The sequence below is a fragment of the Herminiimonas sp. genome (genome assembly GCF_030655415.1).
Window position 1 is genome coordinate 747,874 of sequence record NZ_JAURVN010000014.1, and the last position, 17,177, is coordinate 765,050.

General features: G+C 51.8%; 1 protein-coding gene (running past one end of the window). It reads right to left on the reverse strand.

From position 1 onward, the window contains the following. Window positions 1-17,177, reverse strand: partial view of a DUF4347 domain-containing protein gene (locus Q7T66_RS12765; RefSeq protein ID WP_304933690.1) — the 3' portion only. Its footprint extends 13,987 nt past the window's final position; only the last 17,177 of its 31,164 coding nucleotides appear in the window; its start codon lies beyond the right edge, outside the window; the stop codon is at window positions 1-3.

The following is a 17,177-nucleotide window of genomic DNA, read 5'->3' on the forward strand; positions in this document are numbered from 1 at the left end:
TCAAGGCGTTGTTTCCGGTTCTTTTTTGCTATTCCAATCGATGGATGCGTTGCCAGTATTCACCGCAGCTTCGGTATGCGTTTCGACAATTTCAGCCACGCCAGTGATGCGATCGAGCCAGCTGCGCGCAGCGACCGGTGTTTTCACTACGACGTCGGATGAAACCACTTCCGCTTGCTGCAACAAGGTGTTGCGATCAAACGTCGTGCGAGCACGCGTCGATTTTTCAGCCTTGCTCCATTTACCGGTACGTGGATCAAATTGCATTGCATCCTTGCCGCTACGACCGAGTTTTAATGCATGTGCGCCAGCCAAACCGGCGAATGCGATATCCACGTTGTCGATTGCAGGAACGACATCACTTGCGTCTGAACTCGGCGCTGGAACAGGTGCTGCCTCAACTGCAGGTGCTGCATCGGCAGGCACAGCGGGAGCTGCACAATTTACGGTCGGGAAGCTGCCATCAACATTTGGTATCGTGCAATCGACAGGCTGCTGCTCAAACGCATCTTGTCCCGTAAGACCTTCGATGCCTGCCGCTGTAGCTGGCAATGCATTCAAGTCACCCAGCTCGCTGATGTCATTGACAGCAGTTTGTGTTGGGCTATTGCTACGGCTTGAACTGGACGAGGTCGACGAATCGCTGGAAGAACTTCTAGCGCGCAAATTCAACAAGCTGAGAGAATCGCCACCAGTTGCAGAGATACTGGAAATCAAGGCATCCATACGATTCGCAAACGTCACGCCGTATTGCAGACTTGAATTAGCTCGCGACACGCCAGCTGATACCGGAACAAACACGTTGTCCTGTTTGTTGGCGATCAGATCCGGTGAGTTGTTAGCCGAACCAAAGCGCACCACCGATACCGCCTGACGCTGAACAAAGTAAGCAGCCGCATAGTCACCAGCCATGATGTCGTTGTTGAAGTTACCGTACAACAGATCGCTATCAAAGCCGCCGAAGATCACACTCAGATCATTGCCGCCGTGCAGAATATCGCTACCGCCGTTGTACAGATCAATGGTTTGCGCCAATGACACGATGCCACCGGTGTATTCAACCAAACCACTGTCGCCGATAATGACGTTGAAGCCGTTATTACCAAACAGTTCATCCGCGCCATTGCCGCCGAGCAGAACATCTTCGCCATTACCGCTGACGATCATGTCATTGCCGCCTATAGTCGGATTCGTTGTAACGATACGGATGTAATTGCCGCTGGCATCACGTGTGACATCGCCGTTATCGCCGAAGATCACATTACCGCCATTGCCTGCACGCAAATCATCGTTACCGATACCGCCAACCAGCACGTTACGACCATTGCCGCTCACGATGACGTCATTGCCGCCAACTGCCGGATTGGTGCTGACCATGGTCAACACGTTACCTGCATTGTCGAAGTCAACTTTGCCGTTATCACCAAAAGCGATGTTGTTGCTATCGCCCATCGTGATGCGATCGTTGCCGTAGCCGCCGATCACATGCTTGACGCCTTGCAACGTGACGATCACATCATCGCCACCGCTGACTGCGGTATCGAAGAATGATTCGTACGAAGTCGTGATGCCTGCTGCATTCAATACGATGCGGCCGTTGTCACCGAAGATGTAGTCCAGACCGTTCGCCGTGTTGACGGTGTCGTTGCCTACGCCGCCCATGACAAAGTGATTGCCGCTACCGGTTTTAATCGTATCGTCATCACCGAGTCCAGTGGTGTAGCCGACTGTTTCAGTCAGATAGCCGGTGGTTTCGATCAACTGTGCCAGATTGCCTGCTGCGTCGAATTCAATAAAGCCGTTATCGCCGAGGAAGATGCCGTTGCCAGCACCCACGATGATTTCGTCTTTGCCGACACCACCGATAACAAACTTGTTGCCGTCATTAGAATGAATGATGTCATCGCCGCCGCTCAGCTTCGTATCAACGCTGGAATCCAGCGACACCACTGTACCTGCTGTATCCAGATCAATGATGCCGTTATCGCCAAACAGATAATCGGTACCGTTACCGGTTGTGATCTTATCCGCGCCGAAACCGCCGATGATGAAGTGATTGCCATTACCTGCTTCGATGGTGTCATCACCACCAAAGCCTTCGTGATAACCGGTGCTCTTCACTTGACGCAGAATGGTGCCAGCTGCATTGAAGGTAACCAAGCCATTGTCGCCGAGTACGATACTGCTACCAATAGCCATATTGCCTAGAGTAATGCTGTCGTTACCGATACCGCCAATCACAATCTTGTTGCCGTCGATTGCAGTGATAGTGTCGTTGCCACCGCCAGTTGCCAGCGTATCGACAGTGCCATCAACACTGATAACCAGACCGGCTGCGTTCAATGTAATGACACCATTGTCGCCAACGATAACATCGCGGCCGGTTCTGGTTGCTATCGTATCGGTACCAATGCCACCGATGATGAAGTGATTGCCGTTACCAGTAGTAATCTTGTCATCGCCACCCAGCAAGCCAGTTGAGAAATCGAGACTTTCAATCACTTGCGGCAAGAGGCCTGCAGCATCAAACGTGATGCGGCCGTTGTCACCAATGATGATCGAAGAGCCGTTAGCAGTCCCTGTGCCGACTTCGATTTCATCTGCACCTACACCAGCGATGATGAATTTGTCGCCGTCAGCTGCATGGATGATGTCCGCACCGCCACTGATATTGCTATCGACATTCGATGTCATCGACGTGACCTTACCGGCCGCGTTCAACATGATGTTGCCGTTGTCACCGATGATGTAATCCGAGCCGGTAGCCGTTGTTATCGTATCGTTACCGATACCGCCGATGATGATGACGTTGTTACCGTTGCCAGTGCGAATTGTGTCGTTACCGCCGAGCAGGCCGGTTGTGTAATCGAGACTTTCAACCAATTGCGGCAGAAGGCCGGCAGTATCAAACGTGATGCGACCGTTGTCACCGATAACAATCGATGAGCCGTTAGCGGTGCCAGTGCCGATTACAACTTCATCTGCCCCTACACCGGCGATGACAAACTTGTCGCCATCAGCTGCATGGATGATGTCCGCACCGCCACTGATATTGCTATCGACATTCGAGGTCATCGAAGTGACTTTACCTGTCGCGTTCAACACGATATTGCCGTTGTCGCCAAGAATGTAGTCACTGCCTGTACCGCTCGTGATCGTATCTGCACCGAAACCACCGATGATGAAATGCTTACCGTTACCTGCAGTAATGGTGTCACCTGCGCCATAACTAGTATCGCCAGCCAGACTCTCGATGCGTCGAACGTTGGTACCAGCGGTATCGTAGGTAACGGCGCCGCTGTCGCCCAGAATGATGCCGTCGCCAACACCGACATTGATAATGTCTACGCCGGTGCCACCGATAACGATCTTGTTGCCATTGATCGACGTGATCGTGTCATCACCGCCGCTGGTTGCGCTGTCGCTGGTCGAAACCAGGGTTTCGAATTTGCCTTGCGCGTTGAAGGTGATGACGCCGTTGTCGCCGAAGATCGTGTCGTCACCATTGCGCGTAGTGATTTGATCAGCACCAAAGCCGCCGATGATCACATGGTTGCCATCACCGGTTTTGATGATGTCGTTACCGCCGAGGCTGCCATTAGCAGCCAGATATCCTTCGCTCGCAGCTTGCAACGCAAACGCGCCGGTAGCATCGAGTTGGATAGAGCCATTGTCTCCAATGACGATACCGTTGGTGTTATCCAAAGCTGCAAGGCCGAGCGTAATTTGATCCGCACCTACACCGCCGAAGACAAATTTCTTGCCGCTACCGGTTGTGATGATGTCAGCACCGCCGGATGTTTCTTTGGTGTCCGTTGCGCGCAGCAAGGAAGCGATACCGGTAGCGCTGTAAACGATCTTGCCGTTGTCGCCAAAGATCGTATCGTCACCGATTGCGGTGGTGATGATATCTGCACCAACGCCGCCGAACAGAATGCTGTTGCCGCTTTCCGCAGTAATCGTATCGTTACCACCGAGGAATGCATCGTAGTCGGTAGTTTCAATCGAAACCAGTTTGCTCGCATCCGCAGTAAACACGATCTTGCCGTTGTCGCCGAGTACGATATTGCTGATACCAGCAACCGTGATCGTGTCACCACCGATGCCGCCGAACACGATGTTATTGCCGGAACGATCGGTAATCAGGTCCGCGCCACCAGCCATGTCGTTGAATGTAGCGATCTCCGTCACGTTGCCGTTACTCAGCAAGCGTTTGGTACCGGCGATCTGTGTGATCGTACCGTGATCGCCGATGATGATGTCATTACCTTCATTGCCATTGATCGTATCGTTACCGACTGCGAGGTTATCGCGTGTCGCCATGTAATCGCCAGCACTACCCGCATTGACAACTGTCAGCATATCGCCGGCAACGCTGAAGCGTTTCGACAAATCGATGTTGAAGCCGGCATCGCCGTAGATATGATCATTACCCCTCATGCCATTGATGGTGTCATCGCCTGAACCGCCGGCAATCTGATCATCAAAGTCGCTGCCGAAGATCGTATCGTTGCCCTGACCACCGTAAATCGTGACGCCGCCACCCGCACCGCGCGCATCGATCAAGTCATCGCCGAAATTGCTGAACGCAAAACCGTGACCGGTAATGTCCAGCACGGTCGAGTTATAGGACTTACCATCCTGGCTCGCATCGCCAAACAAGACCAGTGGTGCTGCAGCGCCACCGCCGCCTGTGACGTAAAGCTTGTCGCTGCCACCGCCACCTTGAATTACTGTGACAGCACCTGCTGTTGTATGAGCAACGGTGAAGGTATCGTCACCTTTGCCGAGCATGACATCGACGATTTCGATACCGTGATACGTGATGCCGGAATCGAAGGTGCGCCATTCAGGAACTTGCGTGGTGCCGAAATTCAACGTCACGCCAGCGCCCATGCCCAAGCCTTGCAGGTTGGCGAATTCCGCCAGCTTGGCAGCTGTGTTGGTTGCATTGTTGCCGAACAGAGCCGACAGGCCGCTCGTGTTGGTTATATGTCCAAGCGTACCGGTGTCGTTCGACACACTACCGTCGTTGAAAATATTGAGCGTATCGGTGTTAGTGCTTTCTTGCGCTTCCAGATTCACGATAGGCAAAGCCGTATCGGTTTCGGATGGCAGCATGACTGCCACTTTGAGCGAGCGGTCGCGACCTTCGATGGCGCTGCCTTCGATGAAGAGCGGGCCTTTGACTTGCGCCACGACATGCTGTTGCAATGGATAGGTTTGCACTGGTTGCGTACCCACTACTTGCGGCGCATTCGGATTAACCGCCACTTTGACCTTGAATGCCTGATCCCAGTTCGCCGCAGTGAAGGTGACGCTAGGGACACCATCAATCATCGAGAAACGTGGATCAGCATCGTAGCTAGTCAACAGTGTTTTGCCATCCGACAGCAGTTTGATCGTGACTGGAGCAGTCGGTTGCTTGGTCAATTGAATCGTGTAGGACTCATCGCTGGTATCGGATACCAGAGTTGAACCTTCAGACTGAATTACCAATACGCCACCGATATCGTTGTCACGTACATCGACTGTCAGGTCTTGTGTATCAACGTTGATGAATTCACGTGCGCCACCGTTGGTGCTGATGCTGGTGACACTGTGTTTGACAACAACGCCAGCAGTGTTTTCAGGAATCGAATTTTCGACACCAGTGACTTGCACCACGAACGGTGTATTCCAATTGCTGCTATCGAATGTGATGGTGCCGTTGATTGTATCAATACGTGCTTGCAAGGCAGCGTCATTAACTGCCGAAGCGATCGCAAGTTGCGTCATGTCGAAACCGAGATGAACGGTGACGATTTCATTTGCCGCTGGCGATTTGGTCAATGAGATCGAATACGTATCGCCAGTTGTATCGCCTTCGAGCACTTGAGTTGAACCAGACGTTTCCGTAACGATGACACCAGCTTGATCGTTATCAATTACGCGGACTTGTACGTTAGCAACCAGCAAATGGTTAAACGCTGGATCTGCACTCAAAATCGAATGACTGATCATCGCGACACGTTCGCCTTCAGCAGCGAGGTCACCAGTTGCGCGCACATAAATTTTCTGGTCGCGCAGCCAATCGTTGACTGAGCCAGCCACAGCGCTTGGATCGAAAGTCAACACCAGCGATTGCGAGAAGTTGATGCCATCAAGTGAAACCTCGATGCTTTTGCCGCCAGCAGCCGTGTCTTTGCTATTCGATTGCGTACCGGATACTGTCAAGTAAATCGGCGCAGCATTCGCGTATGTCGGCGGTGCGACGTTCATTGCGATGTTGTAATACGTTGTGTCGGTGCCTAATGCGCCGTTTTCCACGACCGTCAAATCGCCTGCAGCCTGTTGCTTGATACCGACTGCGCCCACTGCTCCAGTTGCCACATTGAGCTTGATGCCTTCAGCATAAATACCGTTGTAGGCTGGATCAGTACTGCTGACTGCATGATTGATAAAGCCGTTAGTGCCCTCGACGTCTTTAGAGACGATTTTTTGGGTAACGTCGCCGCCGATATCAATCGTATCGTTGCCGAGACCACCAATAATCGTCGTGACCATGCCAGCTGCAGTGCTGAGAACGAAGAAGTGATCGTCGCCTTCCATGCCGTCGATTTCAAGTTTCTCGACGCCGGTGAAGTCGATATTCAGACCTGCACCTTGCACACCCTTGTCGGTAATGACAAAGTTATCGGACGCTTCAGTACCCACCACAACGATCGTATCGACACCAGTACCACCATCAATGCTGACTGGCGCGTTGATGTTGTACTCGATGTGATCGTCGCCGCTGCCGCCGTTCAATTGCGTATCCGCAACCGAAAGGCCGGTACCGGTCAACAAGAACGCACGCACCACGAATTCATCGTTGCCGGCTTCGCCAAACAATTTTAACGGCGCTTTATTACTGTAGACAGTGAAGCGATCATCGCCATCGCCGCCAAATGCAGTGGTAGCGAAGCTGATACCACGCGACAGATAGCCGAGCGTGGTTTGAACCGTTTCGATTTCATCACCTAAAGCGACGTGTGTCGTATCACGGACGGAACCAAACATCTGACCGAACTGGAAGTAGTCCGAACCGTCACCACCATCGAGCGTGGTGATGGTCGAGTTGTCATCGACGTAGAACGAATCGTCGCCATCCAAACCATTGATCAGCAGACGACCATTGATGCTTTCGTTGTAGTTAATGCGCTCGACGAGGTTGGTGTAATGAACTTGATCGCCCGCTACAGCAGGAAGCGCATCCATAGACGCTACAAAGTTTTTGCGTACCAGGAATGTATCTTCGGTATTGGTGCCGTTGATCGTCAGTTGATCCGCGCCATCGGCTGGTGCGCCGCTGTCATTGATGTTGACGATGTAGTCGGAGTTACCTTTGACATTGATGATGTATTGATCTGTGCCACCTTGGCCATTGATCGAAATCTGATCACGTACGCCATTGTGCGATGTTGTCATCGTCAACAAATGGCTAACAGACATCGTGTCTTCGCCTGCACCGCCTTCAATATTGGTATTGGCTTGCAAGATCAAATTATAAGTAGCATTGAAACCGGCGGTCACACTATCCGGATTGAGCGCGATATTATCGTTGCCCGCATCGCCATACAGATTGAACTGTGTCGCTTTGATCGTTCCCCAAACGTTGATCGTATCGTCACCATCATCGCCGTGGACGTTGATGGTAGTTGCATTGATGATGCCGTAAAGATCGATCTTGTCGTTGCCTTTGGCACCACTGAAATTAACGATAGGTGCGGTGATGGAAGCAGTACCAGACACGATGATCGTATCGGTTTCGACTTCACCCAGGAAATCGATATGTGTTCCTGCTTTCAAGGTGCCGTTGATCGTAATGGTACTACCACCGACGTCGATGTTGGCTTGACCTGCTGGTGCAGCATTGCCATCTTTATCGCCTTGATAATCACCTTCGATAGTCAGTTCGGTTTTGGCAATGACACTCGCACCAGCTTCGACGGTGACGTCATCACCTGCCTTGATGTGCACGAACGAGGTCGTACTTTCAATCGTCTTGCCAGCTTTGATGACAACGCTGTCTGTCGTACCACCTGATTTATCCAGCGCGATCAGCGTAATACCGCCACCCGCGTCAACGTTTTGGCTGACCGTCATCGGACTAGCTGTTGTGATGACAACCGTACCGCCCGATGTAATCGCTGCGCTGTTGGCGCCGTCGAGCGTTGCTAATGTCATCGCACCTGTATTCGAGATATAAGTGCTACCCAGTGTTGCGTTACCTTGCAAGGTACCGACTTTGGTCGTCAGATGCTTGCTGGAAGTACCGATATCATCAGTCGCAAACAACTTGGTGCGGCCAGATGTGATGTTGCTGCCATTGTCGGAACGCCCGTTGAAAATACTACCGGCTGATGCAATGAATGCCGTGTAAGCAGTATTACCAACTGCATTGACGCCAATACCAATTTCATTGATGAACAGGTTGCCGAGTACTTCGATGATGAAAGTGTCTTGCATGCTGACGGTCGTCAGGGTGCCGGAGGTACCAGCCAAATTACCGCTATTGGTATCAATATCAATGTCATTGCCAGAGCGGCCGATAGAGCCGTTTTGAGCAGTCAGCGAAATACTCCGAGCAAAAATATCAATGCCTGGTCGCGATGCATCAACATCAGCAACGATGCCGACGTCAAGGATGGAACCGCTGGCACCCAAAGTGACATCGCCGCCTGTAGAACGGATGACGTCGAGATTCAGGTCACCCAAGGTTTCCCACATGAAGATGTCACCGCCGGCAGTAGCCAGCAGAGTACCCGTTGCTGTCAAATCGGTCTCCAGCATATTGCCGCTGGCACCGATTGCACCTGAAGCTACCAACTCAATACGGTTACCAGCGATTTTTGCAGTGTCGCTATTGAGGCCGTCAAGGATAGAACCAGATGTCGCTTCCAGATGCACGGTACCTGTCGTCGATTGCACGCCTTCCAACAGCATATTGCCGCTAATCTCTGTGATGTACAGGCTATTAAACGAGCGTGCAGTCAAAGTACCTGTGAGGTTAGTCAGCAGCGCTTTTGAAATCGAACCAATCGCGCCCTGTCCTGCCTCAACAATCAGATCGTTACCAATAACGTTGGCACTACCAGCAACCACAGCATCGTTGACCACGCCAAACTTGCTCTTGATGCGAATATCCTTGTTATTCGTGCTCACGACTTGATCGATATTCATCGCTTGCTGCAACTGACCAGAACCGAGATAGACCTCGTTACCTGCAGTAACTTTGACGCGGCCGGTAGCATCGACGTTAACATCGTCACGACGTTCGATCACGATTGCCGTCAAGGCTGGACGCAATGCGGCTGGATTCGTGACCTTCGGCGTAAATACCGCTTCGACACCAGTTTCAGCAACAAGTGTAGTACCGGCGACCAATGTAATAGTCGATTCAGTGACGCTGGCAATCGTGTAATAAACCGTGCTGCCGGTCGAATTTTTCGTGTTACCGGAAACCTGGAACAACTCACCTGCAGCAAAACCATCAGCCAGCCAATCGCCACCGTCAGTGCGTGTGATCGTCGGTACGCCGGCTGTCAACGCAAAGTTGATCGCAGCAGAAACCACATCCGAACGCGTTGGGTTGAGCGCGATCGGCGTCATCGTAATGACTTTACCGGTTTCGTTAACCAGCGTTGCGCCAGATGTCAACGTAATGGTGCTGGTCAACACGCCATTGACGGTTACATCTGTAATGCTCTTGATCTGATACGACTCACCTTTGTCAGTTGCATTACCCGTCGCGCCGGAAATCTGAATATGCATGCCTGCAGCCAGACCACTGGAAGTCCAGCTGCTACCGGTACGTGTGATGGTGTCGTTAGACGTTCCGTTGTCATGGAAGTTGACCGTCGTGTTGACGATAGGATTACCCGCAAGGTAAGTCACATCGATACGATCTGCTGCCGCAAACGCCAGTTTTTGTTCCGGCGTCAGCACCAGTTGCGAACCATTGGTCGGCAAGGTAATCGTCAACGAAGTGTCATTGCTACCGACATTATTCGACGCATTGATCGTAACGTTTTTACCGATGATGTTCGGTGCTTCGATGTTGACCTGCGTATTAGCAGCAGCTTTCAACAAACCGGCACTCATCGTGTTCAGCAATTCTGCTTCAGTCCAAACTTTGATAGTCGACTTCAGCTGATTCACTTCTGCCAAGCCATCGCCAGAGGTGATATCGAAACTGTACGCTGCGTTATACGTATTGCCCACGCTGCCATAGCGAGCGTGAAGTTCTGCGTATTCAGACGTCAGTTTGTTTTCCAGCGTAGTGATTTGCGCCGTGCTGTAACCAAGCACACTCGTGTAATACGCCGACTGTTCCGCTGTCAGATGAACCTGGAAGCTTGCATCGTAGACAGCAGGATTCGCCTGCTGTTCGCGATACTTCCAATAAGTGCGGTAGTCCTGTTCTTTCGCGTTTTTGTACGCAAGAATAGTGTCGGATACTTTTTGCAAAGCACCGGTGCCTTCTGTCAAATTGAGGTCTTTCCAGACACCGCCCAGCAGTTCTTCGCGTGCGCGTTCATCGACTTCTTGTGACTTGTTGCCATCGATGAGCGAACCATCCTTGACCGTCAAGACGATTGTTCCATTCGAAGAGCGCGATTCGATCAACTCGATACGCATATGATCCAGGCCACTGGTTCCGCCTGCAGCGAAGTCTCCTTCAGTCAGATAGATGTTTTGTGCTGCCAACGCAATGATTGTGTCAACCGCAGTGCTGCCGGAATAAAGCGTCAATGCTTGTGCTGCACTACCGATGCTGCCGTTCAATGCGTTCAGCGTAACCGAGCCGCCTGCTTGCGTTTTCACACCAACGCGACCATCGGTATTTTTTGCAGCGAGTATCGAACCTTGCGCTGTTAAAGTGACGGACTGTCCTGCCCCGGCGCGAATCGCACCAACCGCCAGATCACCAACAACTTCATTAATCAGAACCTTGCCACCAGCAGTGACATTCAATGCAGGCAGGGATTCGACTTTGGCCCACTTCGATGTATCTGCATAGTTGGTTGTTGCCAAATCGATCTTGGCTGCATCACCGATGTATTTGTAGACCTGACCGACTTCGCCACCAGCTGTATAGCCAGCACCGATCAAAACCTTTTGACCGACAACGATTTTTGCCGAGTTCTCAGCAACGTAACTAGCGCTGCTCGACGTCGTCAATTGCCATTTACTGGTATCTGAATAATTTTGCGCACCCAGATTGAGCGATGTACTGCTACCGATATATTTATAAACTTTGCCTGCAACACCGCCACCGTTATAGGTCGTGGACAACTTGATCTGCGTACCGTTAGAAACAGATGTTGCGCCAGAGCTGGTTGTGAAATCGTAGGTTGGTGTCGCCGACAAATCGGTGTTCAAGCCATTGATCAGCGTGGTACTACCACTGACGGAATTTGTACCAATACCGTTAGCCGCTGTCAGGTTAATGATCTGGCCACCGATATAAGCACTATCCACCAGATGATCAATACGATTGCCTGCGATCAGCGTAGTTGTACCTGATTCATTGGAAATCGCACCCGCCAGCAGAATCGAACCACCTGATTTGACGGTGACATCGCTGCTGCTGTCGCCGATGAAATTGATCTTGATATCGTGATCAGCTTTGATCGAGAACGTGTGAATGTCGGTAAATTTATTTTCCTGGACGAAGGTAGTCCATTGCGTTTCCTTACCGTACCAGGTGCTCGTGGTGTGCTGATTGGTCTGATAGGTTTTAGTGCCTGTCTCCACACGGTTATACAAGTAATCGAAATCAGTACCGTTGTCGCTTGTGTACGTAGTATCGCTATCATTGTAGTAATAAGCAGCGCCACCTATTAATTTTGGCGCCCCCAGCGGTTCGGTACTTTCCCATGTAATCGTGGTTGGATCTTTTGCAAATGCATCGATGCCCAGCCAACTACTTTGGCCATAGGTAGCTGACTTACGTTCCGCGGCTTCTTGCGCGATTGCCCAGCCGTAGCGCTGGCCATCCTGTACATCGTAAGTGCTGATGTTATCGACTACTGTTGATACAGGTGCTTGTCCTGCAATACCTCTATCAACGGTTACCGTAACCTTGTCTCCTGATTTTTCATACAGGGTAACGGTGAAACTATTGGCGACACTATTTACCAGTTTGGAACGGTCAACAATTAATAGCTTGCCGGTGCCACGCTCGGAAGTATCTATACGTTTGATCACCAAATCGTAAGTGGTCTGATTGTCGATGGATACATCCGCATAACCGCCCAGAAGTTTGATTTCGCCGGTGCCGGTATTGGTGATATGTGCGTCGAGCTCGATGTAACCGCCGCTGACACGCAGCTCGTCAATTTCGATACGCTTGTCTGCAGTGTTCCAGAACACATTGAAGTCGCCGTTCGAAGCAGTTTTCAACAGCACGCGACCAGTCGCATTGCTGGAAATTGCTTGAATCTCTGTCCGAGTCGCATTCGTGATTGTGAGGGTGTAGTTATCCTTGCCGCTTTGGATCACGCCATTCACGTTCAGATACTGTGCAGTGATATGAATACGATCCGCATACAAATTCACGCCAGGCATGGATACGGTCGAATACACCGGTGCGCCATCTTTATAACCAATCACGACGCCACTTGCCGGACCCGCTGCCTTTGCCGCAGCAATCGCAGCCAAAGCTGCTGCTGAAGTCGCGTCACCTGCGACACCATCGGTGCCGGACATGATCGTATCGGTGACAGTTTTCCATGCGGCCAAAGCTTCGCCGCCTACAGAATACGCAGTCACGCCATCGATATAGACGTTGCCGCCTGTGACGATCGCCATATTCTTGGCGCGGACTTGCGCAGAAATCTGAATGTCACCGCTACCACCTTCAATTACGAGCGAGAGGTTGCCACCCAAATTGGTGATTGCTCCCAACACGGTGATGTCAGGCGAGGCAAAATTCACACGTCCTGGAGCTGGTGTGTAAGTAGCAGGATTAAACTTATTAGTCACTGAGATCAACGGTGGATTTGCCGTCGCAGTTTGCGTAATCGCATTAAAAGTAGCTGTAGTCGACACACCTGTTACCGCTGTGTTGAGTGCAGTGATTTCCGTATTGCTGCTGGCTTGCACACCATTGATAAACAGGCCGCCATTACTTTCTGGAATGGTAATGCCCATCAGTTTGATGAACGCTGGCGTGTTGTTAACGATGACGACCGATGCATCACCTGGTGCATCAAATTTACCTGTGCCTTTGACGACGTCGGCACGAATGTCGATGATGCCGGCTTGTGCCCAGATTGGATCGACGTAAACAGTTGTAACAGATTTATCTACCAATTGACCGCGATCGCCAAGCAAACCTTCTGCAGCAAGATCGGCCTTGATACGTGTAATTTCGTTTGTGTAGAACGTGATCAAGGTAGTGTTGCCAGAGAACTGATACGCAGCCAATTGGGATTGAGCGTTCTGCAATTCTTTAGCGAGACCTGTGAGCAAAGGCTCGGTGACAACACGATAGGTAATACCGTCACCCGTTACAACACCAACGATGCCGTAATCAACCGCAGTGGCAGGATTGGCAGTGCTGGTTGGATCCCAGTTCAATGTCAAGGTTTGAGTACGAGCGATACCAGTCGTCAACGTACCGTTGATGGTGACTATGCCATCGGCATTGCTGTCGAGCGAACCACTGAAAGATTCTGAACCGTTAATTGCATCCGCAATCGCACTCGCCCAGTTGACGGCTTTCGCACGGCTGGTCATATCGGCGTAACCGAGACGCTCTGCATTCAGATTGATATCACGTGCGCTGCGCAGATTGGCACCTGCGGCAACAGTGATCGTATTCGTTTGATACAAAATCGCCGTCGAATCGACATCATCGATAGGGATCGCGCTACCAGCAAATGTATCGGTACGTGCGATCAGTTTGTATTGATCGCGATTGAAGGTGATGCTGGTACCGGACGATACATTCACATTTGCGTCGGCTTGCAACAAGGCATCGGCGCTAATAACGACTTCATTAACAGGACGGATATCGGTGACTGATTTAGCGACCGCAACAGTAGCGGCACCATATGTTTCCGCATCGACGATGGTCGAAATAGTGCCTTGACCACGCGCAGTGATATCGATTGCACCGACCGTTTTCACCGTTGCTGCGTTACCGATCAGGACACGTGAGAACACGCCATCCGTACGGATGGTCGAAAATGCACCAGCACCTGAAATTGCACCGCCAGTTTTCAACGTAATTTTGTCGTAGGCAACGATGTCATTCAATGCTGCCAGACGCATGTCACCAGCTGTTATTGCATAGCCACGTACTTGCAACAGTGAACGGTCACCAACCTTGACTGTGGTATCCAGCTTGATGCCTGTTTCGCTGGTCGCACCTGCTGCGGAAGCGATACCACCGGTTACACCGGCGATATTCGCCGCGGATTGTTCAGCTTTCAGTACATGGCTGGTGGCGAGAATGCTGACGTCTTTGGCATATACCTTGACGTCATTGTTGAGACCCGAAGTGACTTTGGCATCAACCGTATGATTCGATGTCGCGCCGCTACCTGCCAATGCGCCGCCGGCAACAGTTGCCGTTGTGCTGTTGAAGGCCGCAGTATGTTCAGCAGACATCGACAGCTTGCCGGTGCCGTCCATAATGCCAATCGCTTTCCACTTGCTTGTATCTGCGAAGTTGGCGGTAGCCAGATTGATGCTTGCAGTCGAACCGAGATATTGATAGCGGGTACCAACATCGCCGTTGCCGATATGTGCAGCGCCTACGTCAACAGTTTGGCCGTTACTCACGGTGCGTACGCCATTGTCGGTGCTGTAATTCGGTACTGACGAAATCAACAGGATAGGCAAGACATTGTCGGCCCCGAGTGTGATGTTGCGTGTTGCCACGCCATCCTTGATCAATGCGCTGGTATTACTAATGTTGCTGGTATCAGCAGTTGCACCTGCGCCTGCCAATACACCACCACTGCCGGCGATTGTCAGTGCAACGTTGTTGTCGTAGCCGACTGCTGTAATCGTCAGGCTTGCACCATCAACTTTGACGCCAGTACCAAGATAAGCCGATGTCTGTGTGTTTGACTTTGCGTTGGATTGTGCAACGCCAGCCGAAACCAAACCGATGGCATAGCTACTTGCATCTGCTGTTTGTTGCGATTTAGCGTTTGCGACTACGGAAGTTGCACCACGAATCGTCAGCGTTGCATTGTCAGCGACGTAAGCATTGACTGCAGACAGGCTGCCTGTCTTGCCGTTGATTGCTGTAGCCGAGGTCGAGGCAACACCGATCAAAGCACCGGCCGAACCAGTGGCCTTGGCATAGGCAGAATCACCCTGTGATGGCAACACTTGTGCCGCGTTTACACTCAACGTGCCAGTCGTGATTTTTCCAGCTACATAGGCATTCACGGTCGGTGTGGTTGTCGCAGTTGCTTGCGACACACCAACAGCAAAACCACCCGCAGCGACACCAAATGCATACGCTTCAGCACGTGGTTTGACTGTAGCGGAAACACTAATTAGCTGCGTCGTCGTAATCTCTGTGCTGCTAGATGCACCGATATACGCTTCTACAATCGGTGACACTAACGCAGTGGCTACCGTACCACTGCCAGCCACGATGCCGCCCGCAACGGCATAGCTTTCCGCCTTCGCAGAATCAGTCGCATAGGCGTTGATATTAAGTTCTTTTGCAGTCGTCACACCACCATTGACATAGGCACGGACGGAGCCATTCGCTGTAGCACTCGCTATGCTGGTGCCAATCGCCGACATGCCACCAGCAGCACCTATGGTTTTGGTGTTGGAAGCATTGAGCGATGTTGCGTTGACGTTGATTTTTTCTTTGGCACTAAGTGTCGCGCCGCTACCAGCATAGGAAGACAGATTCGGATTCACAACAGACGTCGCACTGGCACCTGCGCCAGCGCCACCGATAGCGCCAGCAATAGCAGTCGCGTAGGCCAGCGTCGAGATCGCATCATCCGAATTTGTAGTAATACTGATGCCATCGTTAGTAGACGTGACAGTGGCATTGTCGATGAAAGCGCTAATGCCGCTAGTCACCGTATTGCTGGACAAGGAGGTACCGACCGAGCCGCCAACAACACCTGCAGCGATACTGGCGGAACCGACATGTGCCGTAAGGCGCGCGGTTTCAAATGCACTCAGCGCGATGCCATTAGCGGCCGTCGTGGTGCTCTTGACTGTTGCACTGGTGCCGGTAATGAATGCTGAGATTGTATTGTTGATCGTATTTTGAGAATCGGCACCGGCACCCGAGAAGGCCCAACCAATTGGTGCCGCACTGACGGCAACCGAAGCTGCGATCGATTTAGCACTGATTGTTGGCGTTGAGCTGGCTGTCAGCGACAAAGTCCCTGCTGACGTCACAGTGGTTTCTTTGCTGTAAGCGCGCACAGTGTTGGTAACCGTATTTTTTGCTAGCGCTGTACCCACAGCGACGGTACCAGCACCGACACCACCTGCAATAGCAACCGAGGCTGCAATGGTATCGGCAGAAATGTTCGCTGTATCCTCGGCGCTCAGCGAAATATTGCCACTGCTTGCAGTGGTGACGTTGGCTGCTTCGAAATAAGATTCGACTGTGTTGGTAATTGTGTTGATCGAGCTACCACCCGCACCTGCAGCGGACGCCGCTGCAGCACCGCCAGACAAGGCGACTGCGCCGCCCAGCGAAGTCGCATCAATGGTCGAACTTTCGCTTGCGCTTAATGCAATGTCGCCGCCCGTTGCGGTTACATTCGATGACTTGATGTAGGCCTGAACGGTATTAGTAATCTTATTTTTCGCGGTAGCTGCACCGATGGCACCAGCTGCACCGACTGCACCACCGCCAACTGCGCCAGCCATACCACCCGCATTTGCAATCACCGAGGCTACGTCCGTTGCAGTCAAACTGATTTTTCCACCAGCCGTGACGCCTTTGCTCGCAGCCGTGGTCGTATCGTTGATGTAAGCCTGAACGGTATTGGTAATCGTGTTGCTGGAATCTGCACCAGCGCCTGCGACGCCGACGCCGACAGCACCGCCGCCAACCGCAACTGCACCGCCCACAGCATATGATTTGATCGTGGCGCTTTCATTCGCCGACAGGCTGAGTGCACGTGCCGCAGTGACCTTGGCCGAAT